Source organism: Bacillus sp. FJAT-42315 (assembly GCF_002797375.1).
Classification (GTDB): domain Bacteria; phylum Bacillota; class Bacilli; order Bacillales; family Domibacillaceae; genus Bacillus_CE.
Genome location: NZ_KZ454941.1, coordinates 1,867,203 through 1,881,422, shown reverse-complemented (window position 1 = coordinate 1,881,422; position 14,220 = coordinate 1,867,203). Strand labels below are relative to the sequence as shown.

Annotated in this window: 17 protein-coding genes and 1 pseudogene; 10 read left to right on the top strand and 8 right to left on the bottom strand. The window is 37.8% G+C overall.

Annotated features, from left to right (window positions below):
* The coding region (locus tag CEF22_RS09245) for a transposase (RefSeq protein ID WP_198508049.1) at positions 1 to 178 on the top strand (178 nt) is incomplete at its 5' end.
* 140 nt (positions 179 to 318) lie between these two features.
* Here the strand turns inward: CEF22_RS09245 and CEF22_RS18505 are convergent.
* From CEF22_RS18505 to CEF22_RS09235, 3 genes are all read right to left on the bottom strand, one after another.
* Complete coding sequence (locus CEF22_RS18505) at positions 319 to 459, bottom strand: hypothetical protein (protein WP_157843205.1); 141 nt, start codon at positions 457 to 459, stop codon at positions 319 to 321.
* A 138-nt stretch (positions 460 to 597) separates the two neighbouring features.
* Entirely contained in the window at positions 598 to 1,011 is a 414-nt protein-coding gene (locus CEF22_RS09240; RefSeq protein ID WP_157843204.1) for a hypothetical protein, read from the bottom strand.
* A gap of 88 nt (positions 1,012 to 1,099) precedes the next feature.
* Positions 1,100 to 2,290: an RtcB family protein gene (locus tag CEF22_RS09235; protein WP_100402626.1), complete on the bottom strand. Its 1,191-nt coding sequence runs from the start codon at positions 2,288 to 2,290 to the stop codon at positions 1,100 to 1,102.
* 381 nt (positions 2,291 to 2,671) lie between these two features.
* Here CEF22_RS09235 and CEF22_RS09230 point away from each other — a divergent pair, with 381 nt between their 5' ends.
* The 3 genes from CEF22_RS09230 to CEF22_RS09220 all read left to right on the top strand — a co-directional run bounded on the left by CEF22_RS09230 (position 2,672) and on the right by CEF22_RS09220 (position 5,153).
* On the top strand, positions 2,672 to 3,073 hold the full coding sequence (locus CEF22_RS09230; protein ID WP_100403964.1) for a carboxymuconolactone decarboxylase family protein: 402 nt from the start codon (positions 2,672 to 2,674) through the stop codon (positions 3,071 to 3,073).
* 333 nt (positions 3,074 to 3,406) lie between these two features.
* Positions 3,407 to 4,321 (top strand): class I SAM-dependent methyltransferase, encoded by a 915-nt coding sequence (locus CEF22_RS09225; protein ID WP_100402625.1) that lies wholly within the window; start codon positions 3,407 to 3,409, stop codon positions 4,319 to 4,321.
* A 331-nt stretch (positions 4,322 to 4,652) separates the two neighbouring features.
* Positions 4,653 to 5,153 carry an immunoglobulin-like domain-containing protein gene (locus CEF22_RS09220; protein ID WP_100402624.1) on the top strand — a complete coding sequence of 167 codons (501 nt, stop codon included), beginning with the start codon at positions 4,653 to 4,655 and terminating at the stop codon, positions 5,151 to 5,153.
* A gap of 151 nt (positions 5,154 to 5,304) precedes the next feature.
* On the opposite strand, the gene CEF22_RS09215 is transcribed toward CEF22_RS09220, so the two are convergent.
* On the bottom strand, positions 5,305 to 6,201 hold the full coding sequence (locus CEF22_RS09215) for a LysR family transcriptional regulator (protein ID WP_100402623.1): 897 nt from the start codon (positions 6,199 to 6,201) through the stop codon (positions 5,305 to 5,307).
* Between the two features lie 110 nt (positions 6,202 to 6,311).
* On the opposite strand from CEF22_RS09215, the gene CEF22_RS09210 reads away from it, so the two are divergent.
* Positions 6,312 to 7,502, top strand: a complete 1,191-nt coding sequence (locus CEF22_RS09210; RefSeq protein WP_095479449.1) for a coenzyme F420-0:L-glutamate ligase — start codon at positions 6,312 to 6,314, stop codon at positions 7,500 to 7,502.
* A 65-nt stretch (positions 7,503 to 7,567) separates the two neighbouring features.
* Here the strand turns inward: CEF22_RS09210 and CEF22_RS09205 are convergent, their stop codons facing one another.
* From CEF22_RS09205 to CEF22_RS09195, 3 genes are read right to left on the bottom strand one after another with little or no spacing between them, the layout of a single operon-like run.
* Positions 7,568 to 7,786 (bottom strand): DUF3955 domain-containing protein, encoded by a 219-nt coding sequence (locus CEF22_RS09205; protein WP_100402622.1) that lies wholly within the window; start codon positions 7,784 to 7,786, stop codon positions 7,568 to 7,570.
* On the bottom strand, positions 7,786 to 8,025 hold the full coding sequence (locus tag CEF22_RS09200) for a helix-turn-helix domain-containing protein (RefSeq protein WP_094836842.1): 240 nt from the start codon (positions 8,023 to 8,025) through the stop codon (positions 7,786 to 7,788). Before CEF22_RS09200 ends, CEF22_RS09205 begins: the two co-directional genes overlap by 1 nt.
* 21 nt (positions 8,026 to 8,046) lie before the next feature.
* The gene (locus CEF22_RS09195; RefSeq protein ID WP_095479447.1) at positions 8,047 to 8,535 is read right to left on the bottom strand and encodes a DUF2975 domain-containing protein; all 489 of its coding nucleotides are present in this window, start codon (positions 8,533 to 8,535) and stop codon (positions 8,047 to 8,049) included.
* Positions 8,536 to 8,771: 236 nt separating this feature from the next.
* On the opposite strand from CEF22_RS09195, the gene CEF22_RS09190 reads away from it, so the two are divergent.
* The gene (locus CEF22_RS09190) at positions 8,772 to 9,275 is read left to right on the top strand and encodes an HXXEE domain-containing protein (protein WP_100402621.1); all 504 of its coding nucleotides are present in this window, start codon (positions 8,772 to 8,774) and stop codon (positions 9,273 to 9,275) included.
* Positions 9,276 to 9,341: 66 nt separating this feature from the next.
* Here the strand turns inward: CEF22_RS09190 and CEF22_RS09185 are convergent, their stop codons facing one another.
* Positions 9,342 to 9,587 (bottom strand): hypothetical protein, encoded by a 246-nt coding sequence (locus tag CEF22_RS09185; RefSeq protein ID WP_100402620.1) that lies wholly within the window; start codon positions 9,585 to 9,587, stop codon positions 9,342 to 9,344.
* 231 nt (positions 9,588 to 9,818) lie between these two features.
* On the opposite strand from CEF22_RS09185, the gene CEF22_RS09180 reads away from it, so the two are divergent.
* The 4 genes and pseudogenes from CEF22_RS09180 to CEF22_RS09165 form a co-directional block, all read left to right on the top strand.
* Complete coding sequence (locus tag CEF22_RS09180) at positions 9,819 to 10,085, top strand: hypothetical protein (protein ID WP_095479444.1); 267 nt, start codon at positions 9,819 to 9,821, stop codon at positions 10,083 to 10,085.
* Between the two features lie 331 nt (positions 10,086 to 10,416).
* Positions 10,417 to 11,823 carry a sigma-54 interaction domain-containing protein gene (locus tag CEF22_RS09175; RefSeq protein WP_100402619.1) on the top strand — a complete coding sequence of 469 codons (1,407 nt, stop codon included), beginning with the start codon at positions 10,417 to 10,419 and terminating at the stop codon, positions 11,821 to 11,823.
* Between the two features lie 217 nt (positions 11,824 to 12,040).
* Positions 12,041 to 13,546: an aminotransferase class I/II-fold pyridoxal phosphate-dependent enzyme gene (locus CEF22_RS09170; protein ID WP_232726089.1), complete on the top strand. Its 1,506-nt coding sequence runs from the start codon at positions 12,041 to 12,043 to the stop codon at positions 13,544 to 13,546.
* Position 13,547: 1 nt separating this feature from the next.
* Positions 13,548 to 14,216: pseudogene (locus CEF22_RS09165) on the top strand (amino acid permease); the annotation flags it as partial.
* Positions 14,217 to 14,220: the final 4 nt, after the last annotated feature.

The window sequence follows — 14,220 nt, the reverse complement described above, 5'->3', positions numbered from 1 at the left end:
ACGAAAACGCAAAGAAACCGTTGAGCGTGTATTCGCAGATGCAAAAGAAAAGCATGGCATGCGTTGGACAACGTTAAGGGGACTTAAAAAATTGTCGATGCAAGCGATGCTTACTTTCGCTTCCATGAATTTGAAGAAGCTGGCAAGCTGGACTTGGCAAGGTCCAGAAACAGCCTAAGAAACGGTCTCGAAGAGGTCTGTTCTTCTCTCTATGGGCTTCAAATCTAATAAAAATTCAAAAGGGATTCGGAATGAGAGCATTCCGAATCCCTTTTGTCTACAAACTGAAAGCAGGGTTTTCCCTGCTTTAAATTCACCTTAATACTCAATCTCTTCGTAATCTTTAGGCTGCGGAGTTGGCTGTCCTTCCCCATGCTTGGCAAACTCATTGATGAGCTGCTGTTCCTCTGTCAGGTTACTTTTAGGCTTTTCATTATGCTGATCTTGCTTTTTCAACATGACATTCCCCTTTCAAGTGGCCTAACATTAATATGCTCACTTTTAAGGGAATCAACCTATTTAATCTAAATTAACTCTAATAAAGCTCGATTTGACCTCGGATCTCCTAAGCTACATGGATGTTCACAAAAGCACTCTTTAATAAACCATTAATTCCTTTTCAAGAAAAATGGCTACATCATTCCAATCTTCTATTGGTGAATTTTCTTCATATTCTAATATACCAACATTCACATTAGCATCTCGCTCATCTTCATAAAGAGAAAATTCTCGTATTAGCGTACCATTTTCTATGACTATCATCTCTGCATTGAAGTCTTCATCATAGTAAGCATAGGTAACAGAACCGTCCTTTGCAAGTTTCATCCAGGTTTCATTTGATAGACCAAAGAACGCTTCTCCTTCAAAGTTCACAAAATATGTCCATCCATCTTCAGTTTCAGAAATGTGCACTGATTGATCTATACGATCCCTGTATTCATTCGTCCAATCACGATAACGTTTTTTAGCTTCTTCCAATGACAAATTTATTTTAAAACAACACTCTCTCATTTTGATTTACCACACTCATTTTATTTAATGGCCAATATTTTGACTCTACTAGTAATTTTTCTTTATTAATAGAATGCATCATTATATATTAATTAGCTTTAAAGTTATACAAAGGCTTAATTACTTGTTCAATCGTTAAGGATTCCTTAATATTACCCATAATTTCATTTATAGGCTTATAAACCATCGGTGCTTCATCAAGCGTGCTTGCTCCAACAGATGTTGTCCATATACCATTCATAGAATCCTCGAAATCATGTAATGATAACATTTGTTTAGCCTTAGATCGCGACATGATTCGCCCAGCTCCATGTGGTCCGGAGAAATTCCACTCTGGATTTCCCTTTCCAATAGCGATGATAGAACCATCTCTCATATTAATTGGAACGATGACTCGCTCATCTTGTTGGGCAGAGATGGCCCCTTTACGTAAAATCATATTCTCCATATCAATGTAGTTATGGATAGTAGTGAAGTTATCAACGATAGCCCACCTCATACGTGTCACAATTTCGTCTACCATTGCTTTGCGGTTTAACATCGCATACTCTTGAGCTATCTTCATATCGTTCATATAATCATCAAAGCCTTGACCTTCAAGATAAGCTAGGTCCTTTGAAACTTTTGGTCTACTAATTGTTTGCAAAGCCTCTTGGATTTCTGCTTGTCTCCCTTCTTTTGTAAGACGTTCAATCATTTCTTTCCTTTTTTGATTGATGTCAGTCAGCTCGTCATAAGCGCGCTTTTGATAATGCTCAGCAATTTGTTTGCCAAGGTTCCGTGATCCGGAATGGATAACCAATACTACTTTGTCATCCATTTCATTCAGCTCAACAAAGTGATTGCCGCCACCAAGCGTACCAATAGAATCCTTTGCCCGATCCAAATTAAATGGAGCGCGAACATCTCTAAAGTTTACACGCTTAGAAAGTGGGTGACGCTGACTATTTGAACGAACACTAAAACCGCTCGGTACATATTTTCGTATCGTATCATCGAGCTGATCAAAATTCACTTCCGTTTTATTTTTATCAATGATGGCCACTTCCATGCCGCAGCCAATGTCCACTCCAACTAAGTTTGGAACAATCTTATCTTGAATGGTCATAGTTGTTCCGATCGTACAACCAGCTCCCGCATGAGTATCAGGCATAATCCGAATCTTAGAGTCTTGTACAAATTCTTGGTTACAAAGCTCAATGATTTGAGACATGGCTGTTTGTTCTACATTATTAGTAAATACTTTCGCTGTATTGTATTTTCCATTCAGCTCCAACATCACATAACCTTCCCTCTATTTTATTTATAAACATTTTAACTAAAATTTGGATTTTTGTCTCATCTTATTGTACATTACGCTTCAAATAACATCCTGCTCTTTCAGACAATGTCGCTCACTACTGATCAGATCAAGAGCCTTGCCGCCCTTCCAAATAATCGTATCTTCGCCAAACTTCCTATTCTTTACTTTCGTCATACTTCTCATTTTCAACGAACTACGACATAGCTTTCTAAAAGATCCTATTTACGAGATACAATCTACTAATTCCAAGCCTTACTATTAGCACATACGTTCGAAATCACTTATAGTTAATTTATTAATGTAAAGGAGTGAATAAACTTGAAAAGATTAGACTATTACAATGTAGGTTCAGAAGGTATGGATATTATGATGCAAATGGAGAAATACACCAAGAAATCTTCCATCAACAGAAAGCTAAGAGAGCTTATAAAAATAAGGGTCTCTCAAATAAATGGTTGTGCATACTGCTTAAATATGCATACAAGCGATGCTCGGAAAATGGGTGAAACTGAAAAACGTATTTACTGTTTAAGTGCTTGGAATGAATGTGATTTTTATTCTTCTGAAGAAAAAGTTGCTCTCGAACTGTCCGAACACATTACTCTAATTCCTACCAAAAGAGTTCCAGACGACCTATATCAGCGAGTGCGTGAACATTATAACGAGAAACAATATGTTGACCTTGTTCTTATTATTAATCAAATCAACAGCTGGAATAGAATTTCTATCGCAATGGGAAATACAGTAACGGAAGAATAGTTAATCAACACGAACATCTTTTTCGATGTTCGTGTTTTCTCGTTTATGGCGCATTTTGCGTCTAATACGTCGCTTCACATCTGCCACCAACAAATTCAAGTCACCTGTATCCAAATTCTTACTCTTTCTCCGATTCTATTAATCAACTTACTTAAATTCTTCTCTAAAGCTTGCTAGGCGTCAATCTTTGTACGAAAACAACCACAATCATAAAAATTTACAAAATATTTTATTTATGCTATATTTTACAATTAAATTGTTTGATTGTATAATAGGATTCTCTGGCCAGGGGAATCCTATTTTTTTGCTCTAAAAATGAGGTAGTGCATTTGCATGAAAAAAGATCAGTCCAGTATCACTTCATTAATATCTGCTTTTGGAAGAGCTTATCATAGTCAATTCGATTCACCTAAAATCTTTGATGACTATATAGCTAAAGAGTTGATTTCAAAGAAAGAATTTAATGACATCAAAGAGAATATGGTTCAAGGCATTCAGTTCTTCAACAAAGATATAGCGCAAAAATTCAAAGAAGATACAGAGGAAATTTTAAAATGGATCACACAGATTCAACTTTCTCCGACGCCCTTGGCCCGTGCTGCGTATTGTGAAAAAATATTACTTCATGAAATGACGTTAGGACTAAAACAATATGTCATACTCGGAGCCGGGTTAGATACTTTTTGTTTCCGACATCCAGAATTAAAAAACACCCTAGAAATATTTGAAATTGATCATCCTGCTACACAGAAATTCAAAAAGAAAAAACTAGATGAAGCTAATTTAACAATCCCGAGTAATCTTCATTTTGTTCCTATGGACTTCGCTCAAAAGTTTACCTACCAAAGTCTCATAGATGAAGGGTTTGATAACAAAAAAACTTTCTTTAGCCTTTTAGGTGTTTCTTATTATTTAACGAAAGAAGAAATGTCAAGCTTGATTGATCATTTATTTACCAAAGTGCCATCAGGCAGTTCCATAGTTTTTGATTATGCCGACGAAAACTTGTTTAAAGAAAAAGGGATCTCTAATCGAGTTGAAAACATGGTGAAAATGGCTTCAGCAAGCGGAGAACCAATGAAATCATGTTTTTCTTATTTTGAAATGGAAAAAATGTTAGAGCCATCAGGTTTACTGATTTATGAACATTTATCATCGGCTCAAATTCATGAACTTTATTTTGAAAATCGAAGCGATTACCTATCCGCTTTTGAAACCATTCATTATCTTCATGCTGTAAAAAAATAAAATGAAACTTCAATCAGTGGGGGTTTTCTTCATCCCCCACTGATGAAAAGAAGAATAAAGGCTAACATCGCAACGTCCTGTTGCAACACCTTTGTAACCTGCATCGTGCAGGCCCGAACCGATCAGGCGTTTACAGGCTGTTGATCTGATTCCCTATCTGGATTTTAGCTACAAAGCTATAACTTATTCACCTTACATTTAACAAAAATACTCTTTAAATTCTATGCTTTACAGATCCAGGTGTTTTCGTGTTTTCAACGTTCTATTCATTTAACTTTTTTCACTGTTCCTCTATACAATTTTTGGTACAATAAAAATAGGAGGTGTTTTAGTGCTTAAAAAACAGCCATTAATCGCTTTTGGTTTTGCGATTTTACTTCTTTTCTTTACTGGATGCAAAGCAGGTGACTCATATCTTAAAGAAGAAGCCCCCATTCAAAAACGTTCTAGTTCAAATAGTGGAATTAAATTATCAACTGAAAAAGAAGTGTACAAAACATCTGACAACGAAATCACAGTTAATATTCAAAATGAAAGTGATACTGAGTTCAATTATGATAAATATTTTGCAATTGAAAAGAATGTTAATGGTGTATGGTATTCCGTCCCGTTTAAAGATGAAGCTTTTGAAGACATAGGTATTGTACTCCGTCCAAAAACATCAACGTCACAAACATTTTCACTAGATCGCTTAAAAAATAGTCTGTCTTCAGGCACATACCGACTCGTTAAAAATTTTTATAGTCCAGAAGATTACTATCTTACTCTCGAAAAAGAAGGAGAAATACCAAACGGTACTACTCTCGCTGCCCCATTTGAAATTGTAAAGTGAGAAAGAACCACATTAGGTTCTTTCTCTTTTGGTCAATCCTTAATAGAGTAATTGATTACGGATTTTATCCCCAACCGAACATCGATTGACTAAGCCTTTTCATCCCTCACACAAGATCTCTGATTTCTCTGGCTTGTTCCTGCAACCGCTCTTAAAGCAGAAGCTGCTCACTCCCAATCAACTCCACAAATTTAGTGGAAGCTGGCGAGAGTGGTACGCTTTTCAAAAAGCATACGCCTACGTCTCTCTTCGGAATGTCTTCTGTTAATTTCACTTCATATAATAAGCCTTTCCTTAAATAGTCCTTAGAGAATTCTCTCGTGACACAGGCAATACCTAAATTAATTTTAGCGAATTCGAGTAATAAATCATGGGAGCCTAGTTCGAATTCTGGTGAAAGCTTGAAGCCTTTTGATAATAAATAATCCTCGACATACTTTCTGGAATTGGATTTTTGTTCAAGAAAAATGAGCGGTAATTTTAATAATGCCTCGATGCTGACTCGCTTAGATAATAGCTTCTTAAATTTTTCACCGTACACGAAGATGTCTTGAATTTCGAAACAAGGTCGTAATTCCAACGTGGAGTCGTCAATGGGAAAGTTACAAAACACGATATCTACTCCTCCTGATTTTAAAACCGCAATGAGTTCATCGGTTGTTCCGTTCACTATTGTCAATTTAATATTTGGATATTTATTATGAAAAGTCTCTAAATAAGGCAGTAAAAAATGTTTAGAGATCGTGTCCCCTACTCCGATCTTTAATTCACCCGTCGTTAAATTTTTAAACTCTAACATCTTCTCTTCTCCGGCATCAATTAAATGAATGGCGGATTGAACATATTCAAATAGAAGACTACCTTCATTTGTAAAGGAGACGCCTTTAGGTGTGCGATTAAAAAGACGGGTGTCTAGTTCCCGCTCTAATTGCATGATTGCTTGACTAACAGCGGGCTGCGTCATGTATAACTCTTTGGCCGCCTTGGAGAAGCTTGTACTTTTCCCTACGACACAAAACACTTTATATAAATCTAATTTACTTATCACATAACCACTCCTTATACCCATTATTAGATATATTAATTTTACTTATATCATATTTCCAATGTATAGTAAAAGTATCAATTCATTTACATAGTTAGTAAGGAGCGATTTAATTGGAAAGAGTAGTAGGAACGGTTGTAAGAGGTCTGCGTGGTCCGATCATCAATCAAGGAGATAACATTGAACAAATCGTGGTAGACAGCGTATTAAAAGCTTCTGAAGTAGAAGGTTTTCAAATCAATGATAAAGACATCGTAACGATCACAGAATCCATCGTGGCACGCGCTCAAGGGAACTATGCAACGATCGATCATATTGCGACAGACGTTCGTTCTAAATTCGGAGACGATACGATTGGCGTGATCTTCCCGATTTTAAGTCGTAACCGTTTTGCGAACTGTCTTCACGGGATTGCTAAAGGCGCGAAAAAAATCGTGTTAATGCTTAGTTATCCTTCTGATGAAGTCGGCAACCATTTAGTGGACATTGACAGACTAGATGAAAAAGGTGTGAACCCTTGGGTCGATGTGTTAACCGAACAAGAATTCCGTGAGCATTTCGGCGAGAACAAGCATACCTTTACAGGTGTTGACTACGTTGAATACTACAAATCCATTATTGCGGAGCATGGCGTTGAATGCGAAGTGATCTTCTCAAACAATGCGAAAACGATTTTAGACTACACAAAGAGTGTGCTCACTTGTGATATCCATTCAAGATTCCGCACGAAACGAATCTTGAAGGAACATGGCGGCGAGAAAATTTATAATCTCGACGACATTTTATCTGAGTCTATTGATGGCAGCGGCTATAATGAAGACTACGGTCTGCTTGGCTCTAATAAAGCAACAGAAGACAGCGTGAAGTTATTCCCACATACTTGCCAGCCGATCGTCGATAAAATCCAGCAAATGCTGAAAGAAAAAACAGGGAAAACAGTAGAAGTCATGATTTATGGCGATGGCGCGTTCAAAGATCCGGTCGGAAAGATTTGGGAGCTTGCTGATCCAGTCGTCTCTCCTGCTTACACAGCTGGGCTTAACGGCACGCCAAATGAAGTGAAATTAAAATATTTAGCTGATAATAACTTCGCTGACTTAGAAGGTGAAGAGCTAAAATCAGCGATCTCTGAATTTATTAACAATAAAAACGAAGACCTTGTCGGATCGATGGAAGCACAAGGAACAACACCGAGAAGATTGACAGACCTAATCGGCTCTTTATCTGATTTAACTTCAGGAAGCGGCGATAAAGGAACACCAATGATCTTTATCCAAGGTTATTTCGATAACTATACTCATTAATTTGAAGGGACCCGAGGAATATGATATTCCTCGGGTCCCTTATTTTTCGTTTCTTGTTATTGTGATTAATTCTGTTGATTTTTTCTAACCATTGACATCACACTTACAAACAATACTGAAATCATACCACTGAAAATAAATAGATAACTTAATGGGATTAAGAAGAAAGGTTCTATTAAAGTACCATCTGGCTCCACTCTTGAACCAATCATGTTATAAGCAATTAGGAAAATAACCCCTAATAATATTAGTGTAAAAGCTGGTAGATATTTATTCTTTTTCATCATACATTCTCCTCTAATTCAGATGCTTGGGACTGATATTTTTTATATTCTAAAATGTCACCTGGTTCACATTCTAGAACCTCACATATTTTTTCTAACGTGGAAAACTTAATAGCTTTTGCTTTTCCCGTTTTTAATATTGATACATTAGCCATGGTAATTCCTATTCTCTCAGATAACTCTGTTAGGCTCATTTTCCTTTTAGCCATGACAACATCAAGGTTGACGATAATCGGCACCCCGACACCCCCTCTAGATTATTAAATGGTTTGATCATTTTCTGTTTTAATTTCGATCGCTACTTCAAATAATCTCGCTAAAACAGAACATAGTAGACCTATCGTTATACAAATAAATGTGACTACGATGATAGGTCCTCCAAAAACGCTATATTGAAAAAACTCTACCGAATACTTTAAAGAACTGACACAAGTAATAAAAAGAATCACTTCACTAAAAGAACAAACCGCAATCACTTTTAATGATTTGACACTTTCACTAGAAAAAGGGGTGTTTTCAACTACTAAATTAGCAAGTTTTTTTAATTTAAATAATGAAATCACGTATGGAACGGCACATATATAAATACAAGCCGAAACACTTAACACTAAGGCACGATCCAAAAGACTATACTGACTTTTAAAAAACGCTGTAACAATCATTGGTGTTCCAATCAATAAAATCAACGTAATGATTATCCCAAACATTAATATGAGCTTTAAAGCAGCAGGACTCGTTAATTTTTTCATCGTTCAACCTCATTTCTTTTTTTATTTATTATAAATAAATATTTATCGTTTTACAATAAAAAATAGTCGTTTTTCAATATTTTCTTTTATAATCAAATTTCATCAAGCCATTAAGTTGTTTAAATTTTCTTCTGATGGTAAATCCAAATAGTCCGATATTGAAACAACTGGTATAATTAGGATCATCGAGATATCAGTAAATGACCTAGTTTTTCTATCACAATGGAGGCTTCCCTATGAACAAAGATCGGTTTTATCAAATACTATGGGCACTCCCAATTATTTTTGCGATACATAATGTCGAAGAACTTCCCCAGTTAGGAAGCTGGGCGAATGAACATGTAACAGGTGACTCTTTCTCATTTTTGCGAGAGTTATATTCTTTTCACTCGTTAACATTTGCGATGATCTTATTAACAGTAGTTGTGACGGTAGTGATCATTCTCGAATATCAATTTAGAAATAAGCTGACCTTCACTTTAACAATGCTAAGCACCTGTTTATTACTTATCAATGGATTCACTCACATCGTTCAATCGATCATTTTTCAAAGCTATGTGCCTGGATTAATATCTGCAGTTTTGTTGTTAATTCCCTATATGTCTTTCGTATTGTATCTTTCACTGAAAACGAATCGTATTCAATTAAAGACGATGGGTTTATATGTTGGGATAAGCGTAATCGGGATGGTGCCGATTATTTTTATGTTTCTCATTTTCTCGAAGTGGGTCATGGGGTAAATGATCATATTTATTAATTTGAAGGGACCCGAAGAAGATCATCTTCCGCGGGTCCGTTATTTTTTGCTATTCCTCTTGAACAAATTTCACCTCATTATATCCGCAATGGTTACAGTACATTAAATGGGGACAGATTTGATCTTTCGCGGTATTAGGATAGCCATCCCCCATTTTCACTGTTTCTTCATCATTATAATGACCATACGGATCTAAAAAATCGGATACTTTGCCTGAGTCGCCTAATCGGGAGCGACATTTGGGACAATTCAATTCTAATTCCTTAAATGCATTACATAAAGGACACATGCTCATTCGGATCACCTCTTTTAATTTTACCTTTAGTATTCATCTTTTTACGCATTGTCATCACACAGACAAATGAAGAAGCATTCCATATGTCCACGCAAAATAAGAGAAGAATGAATAAAATAAAGCAAAAATAGAGATCCTAATAAAAATGTCAAGAAAATTGCACAATAATAATTTTAAATTTGACAATTTTGTGAATTTAGTGAATAATATAATTAAAGGAGGATGAGCGAAATGAAATCTAAAGTGAACATACTCAATGCGGTGAAATATGTTAGTGGGATAGTTCTTTTGATTGGAATCATGAATTTTTCAATCGGCTTTTTTGTAAGCGGTTTCAGTGTTTTAACTCCAATTGGTATCGGGGCAGTTGTTGGGGCTGTGTTTGTCTTTCTTATGGGGATATTCTTTGTAGCAACAGAAGAAATGATTAATAAAGATTATGCAAAGTTGAAAGTAATTTCAATAAAAATGGAGAATGGCGCTCCAGACAACGTCTAGGAAATGCCTGACTCCTCTAATAATAAGCAGATTCATTCCCCCCTTTTCTTTTGTTAAGAATGGGGGTTTTATTATGGCATCGAAACGAACAGATCCAAAAATCCCCCCGAATGCTTCAATCGTTTCATTGATTTTTCTTTCAAAAGGAAAACTTTTCAATAAAAGGGTTGAAAACTTCTCTCACCTCCCTCATGATAATATTTGAAGCCTTCTGAATAGTTTACCTATTCATTACCTTTCCCTATCAGACTATTCGCCGAAAAATCGGCACCTAAATGACAGAAATTCAGCACTTATTAGAATACTCAGTGTAGAAAGGAGAAGGTCAAATATGCTCCTCAATGTAACGGATGCGAAAGAAATGCTTGAGGCGATTTTAAGCACGATCGATGAAGGGATTCATGCGGTTGATGCGAATGGTATGACAATTTTCTATAATCACATTGCGGCCAAACATGATGGATTAGAGGGCGAAGAAATACTCGGTAAACATTTGTTAGAGGTGTTTCCCTCTTTATCTATTGAAACGAGTACGTTGATGAAGGTATGCCAAACAGGCGAACCGATTTATAATCAGCATCAATCATACCGCAACATCCGTGGCTTATTAATCGATACGGTGAATACGACGCTACCAATCAAAGTGGACGACGAACTAGTCGGCGCTGTCGAAATAGCTAAAGATTTTACGAAAATTAAGCAGTTGTCGGAAAAACTACTAGATTTGCAGGCAAAGGTCGAAACGACAAAACATCAAAAAAAGCCTATTAGTGACAGTACCGGAGCAAGCTTTCAAATGACGGATATCATTACGAATGACGCAGCTTTTAATCACTTAAAAGAAAAAGCGTTAAAGGTAGCTGCTACAACCTCGCCTATTTTGATTTATGGCGAAACAGGTACGGGAAAGGAGTTGCTTGTCCAATCCATTCATAATGCCTCTCCCCGTCAAACTCAACCCTTTATTGCTCAAAACTGTGCAGCTATCCCTTCTTCTCTGCTCGAAAGTATTTTATTTGGAACAGCGAAAGGAAGTTACACAGGAGCGATGGATCGACCTGGTTTGTTCGAGCTAGCAGACAGTGGAACGTTATTTTTAGATGAGTTAAATTCAATGCCGCTTGATATTCAAGCAAAGCTGCTACGAGTGTTGCAAAATGGTGTCATCCGCAGAGTCGGCGGAACGAAGGAATTTGCAGTGAATGTACGGATTATCGCGGCGTTAAACGAACCGGCAGAACAATGCGTACACGAAAAAACGTTGCGTTCAGACCTTTATTATCGCCTAAACGTCATTCACCTTCATCTTCCACCACTGAAAAACCGAAAAGGCGATATTCGTTTACTGATGGATCATTTCATTCAAAAGTATAATTTCCGCTTCGGTAAACTTGTGACGAAGACAACGGAGGAAGTAAGGGCGATACTAACCCATTATCACTGGCCTGGCAATGTTCGTGAACTAGAGCATGCGATTGAATCAGCGATGAACTTAGTGGATGGTGACACCATACGGAAAGAGCATCTTCCCTATCACATAGTTGAAAGCGATTCCACTAGAATCAATATAGGAACCTCCTCTGTACAACCTTTACGGCAAGCTTTAGCCGAAACCGAGGAACAGTTAATTCAGCTGGCGTTAGACGAGACGAATGGAAACATTCAGCAAGCCGCTAAACTGTTAGAAATCCCTCGGCAAACGTTGCAATATAAACTAGCCAAATTCAAATCATCTTAACAAACCGCCGAAAATCCGGCGGTTTGTTTATTTTTCTCCCTACATTTTGTTGAAATCTCCTCTCGTTTGACATGATCACTACATCTCTTTCGGTTTTTTTCCGCGTCAGGACAAGCTTTTCTCCATTTGTGTCTAAATGATGGCATACAACTTGCTATTGAAAAATGCGAAAGCACTTATTCCAAAAATTATTCAAGAAAGATACAGGAGGAAAAAAATGATGAATAGTACATTAACTCTATTAGATCAATCCACTCGTTCGACATTAGACCATACGACAGCACCACTTTATGACGCACTTTGTTTATATGAGAAAAGTAAACGTACCTCTTTACACGTACCAGGTCACAAGGATGGTCGTGTATTTGATGAAGAAGCGCTAGAGCGTTTTGCAAGCATTTTAAAAATTGATGCAACGGAATCAAAAGGTATTGATGACCTTCATCACCCAACTGATTTCATTAAAGATGCACAAATATTAGCTGCCGATGCCTTTGGAGCAGATCACACCTTTTTTCTTGTAGGAGGCAGTACGATTGGCAATATTGGTGTCGCTCTTACTTTATGTAGCCCTGGTGATAAAATCCTTGTGCAGCGTAATATGCATAAATCTGTCTTTCACGGGCTGATGCTAGCAGGTGCTCAACCGATTTTTATCGCTCCAGCCATTGAATCAACAACAAAAGTCGCTAAAGTATCTGAGCTTGATTTTATTGAAAAAGCATTGCAGGATAACCCAGATGTAAAGGGTGTATGGGTGACCAACCCTAATTATTATGGAATGAGCCAAGACATTTCTCGTTTAGTCGATACTTGTCATCAAGCAGGGGTGCCATTAGTTGTCGACGAAGCTCATGGTGCTCATTTCGGCCAAGCGGATTTAGTCCCGCCTTCCGCTCTTTCCAAAGGAGCCGATATCGTCGTGCAATCCACTCACAAAATGTTAACAGCAATGACGATGGCCTCGATGCTTCATGTAAAAGGCAATTTAGTGTCCCGCGAACGATTGGCACAAGTACTAGGCATGATTCAATCGACGAGTCCCTCCTACCCGCTTTTAGCTTCTTTAGATTTAGCTAGACGTTATTTAGTTACTACTGGTCGTACAGAGTTAAAAGAAACGATCGATCGCTTAGAAAAAAGACGGATAGAGCTCAACCCCAAATTGAAAACGCTTTCTATTTGGGGAGGCAGTGATGAAGTCGATTATCGCGATCCGCTCAAGTGGATTATTTCTAGTCATCATGAAGCGATCTCTGGTTATCAGCTGCTCGACTTATTTTATGAACAAGGCTGTACAGCAGAAATTAGTGATCCACGCAATATCGTCTTCTTATTTTCTTTAAGTGAAACGGAGGAAGATATTGAGAAAGTCGTCACGGCCATTCAAGTGATTGATGACAAGCTACAGCAATACTCACTGACTGAGCAACCAGAAAAAGGTGAAACGGTGTTGTTTGCGGAAGAAGGTACGCTTTACAAGCCGGAAATTTCATTGCGAGACGCCTTCCATATGCCTCGTAAAAAAGTAGCGTTACAAGAGGCGGTCGGCGCTCTTTGTGGAGAAATGGTTCTCCCCTACCCTCCAGGTATTCCGTTGCTTACACCTGGGGAACGAATTACCGCTACTCATGTAGAGACGATTAGCCAGTTAAAAGAAATGGGGGCCTATTTCCAAAGTCCTTCTGATGACACAATGAAATCCATTTATGTTTTACGCTAATTTGCTCATTCCATATACGACACCAAGCCTTGCTAATGACGATGTGACGATGAGTCCTTTCACACTTGTGTTTGAGCAAGCAGGAATTGCCTTTGCTGCTTCTGTCATGAATGCGATTATTTTAACATCCGTTCTTTCAGCTGGAAGCTCTGGCTTGTATGCCTCTGCAAGGATGCTACGGGACTTAGCAAAGGAAGGCAAAGCGCCGAAATTTTTAGCGAAGCTCGATCATCGCGGTGTCCCTGTGCGTGCCTTGGTCATCACTGCTCTTGTTGGAACATTGGCTTTTCTCGCGTCTTTCTTCGGAGATGGGGCCGTTTACATCTGGTTATTAAACGCATCCGGCATGTCTGGCTTCATCGCCTGGCTTGGTATTTCCATTAGTCATTACCGCTTCCGTAAAGCTTATATGGTCCAAGGGCGTGACCTTAGTGAACTTCCTTACAAAGCAAAATGGTTCCCATTTGGCCCCATCTTTGCTTTCGGCCTCTGTTTCATTGTCATTCTCGGGCAAAATTATAGTGCCTTCACTAATGGAGCCATCGATTGGAACGGAGCCCTTATTTCCTACATCGGTCTCCCGTTATTCTTAATCGTGTGGCTTGGCTATAAATTCACGAAGAAAACAAAAATCATTCCTCTTATCCAATGTGATTTTAAACGAGAATAAATTG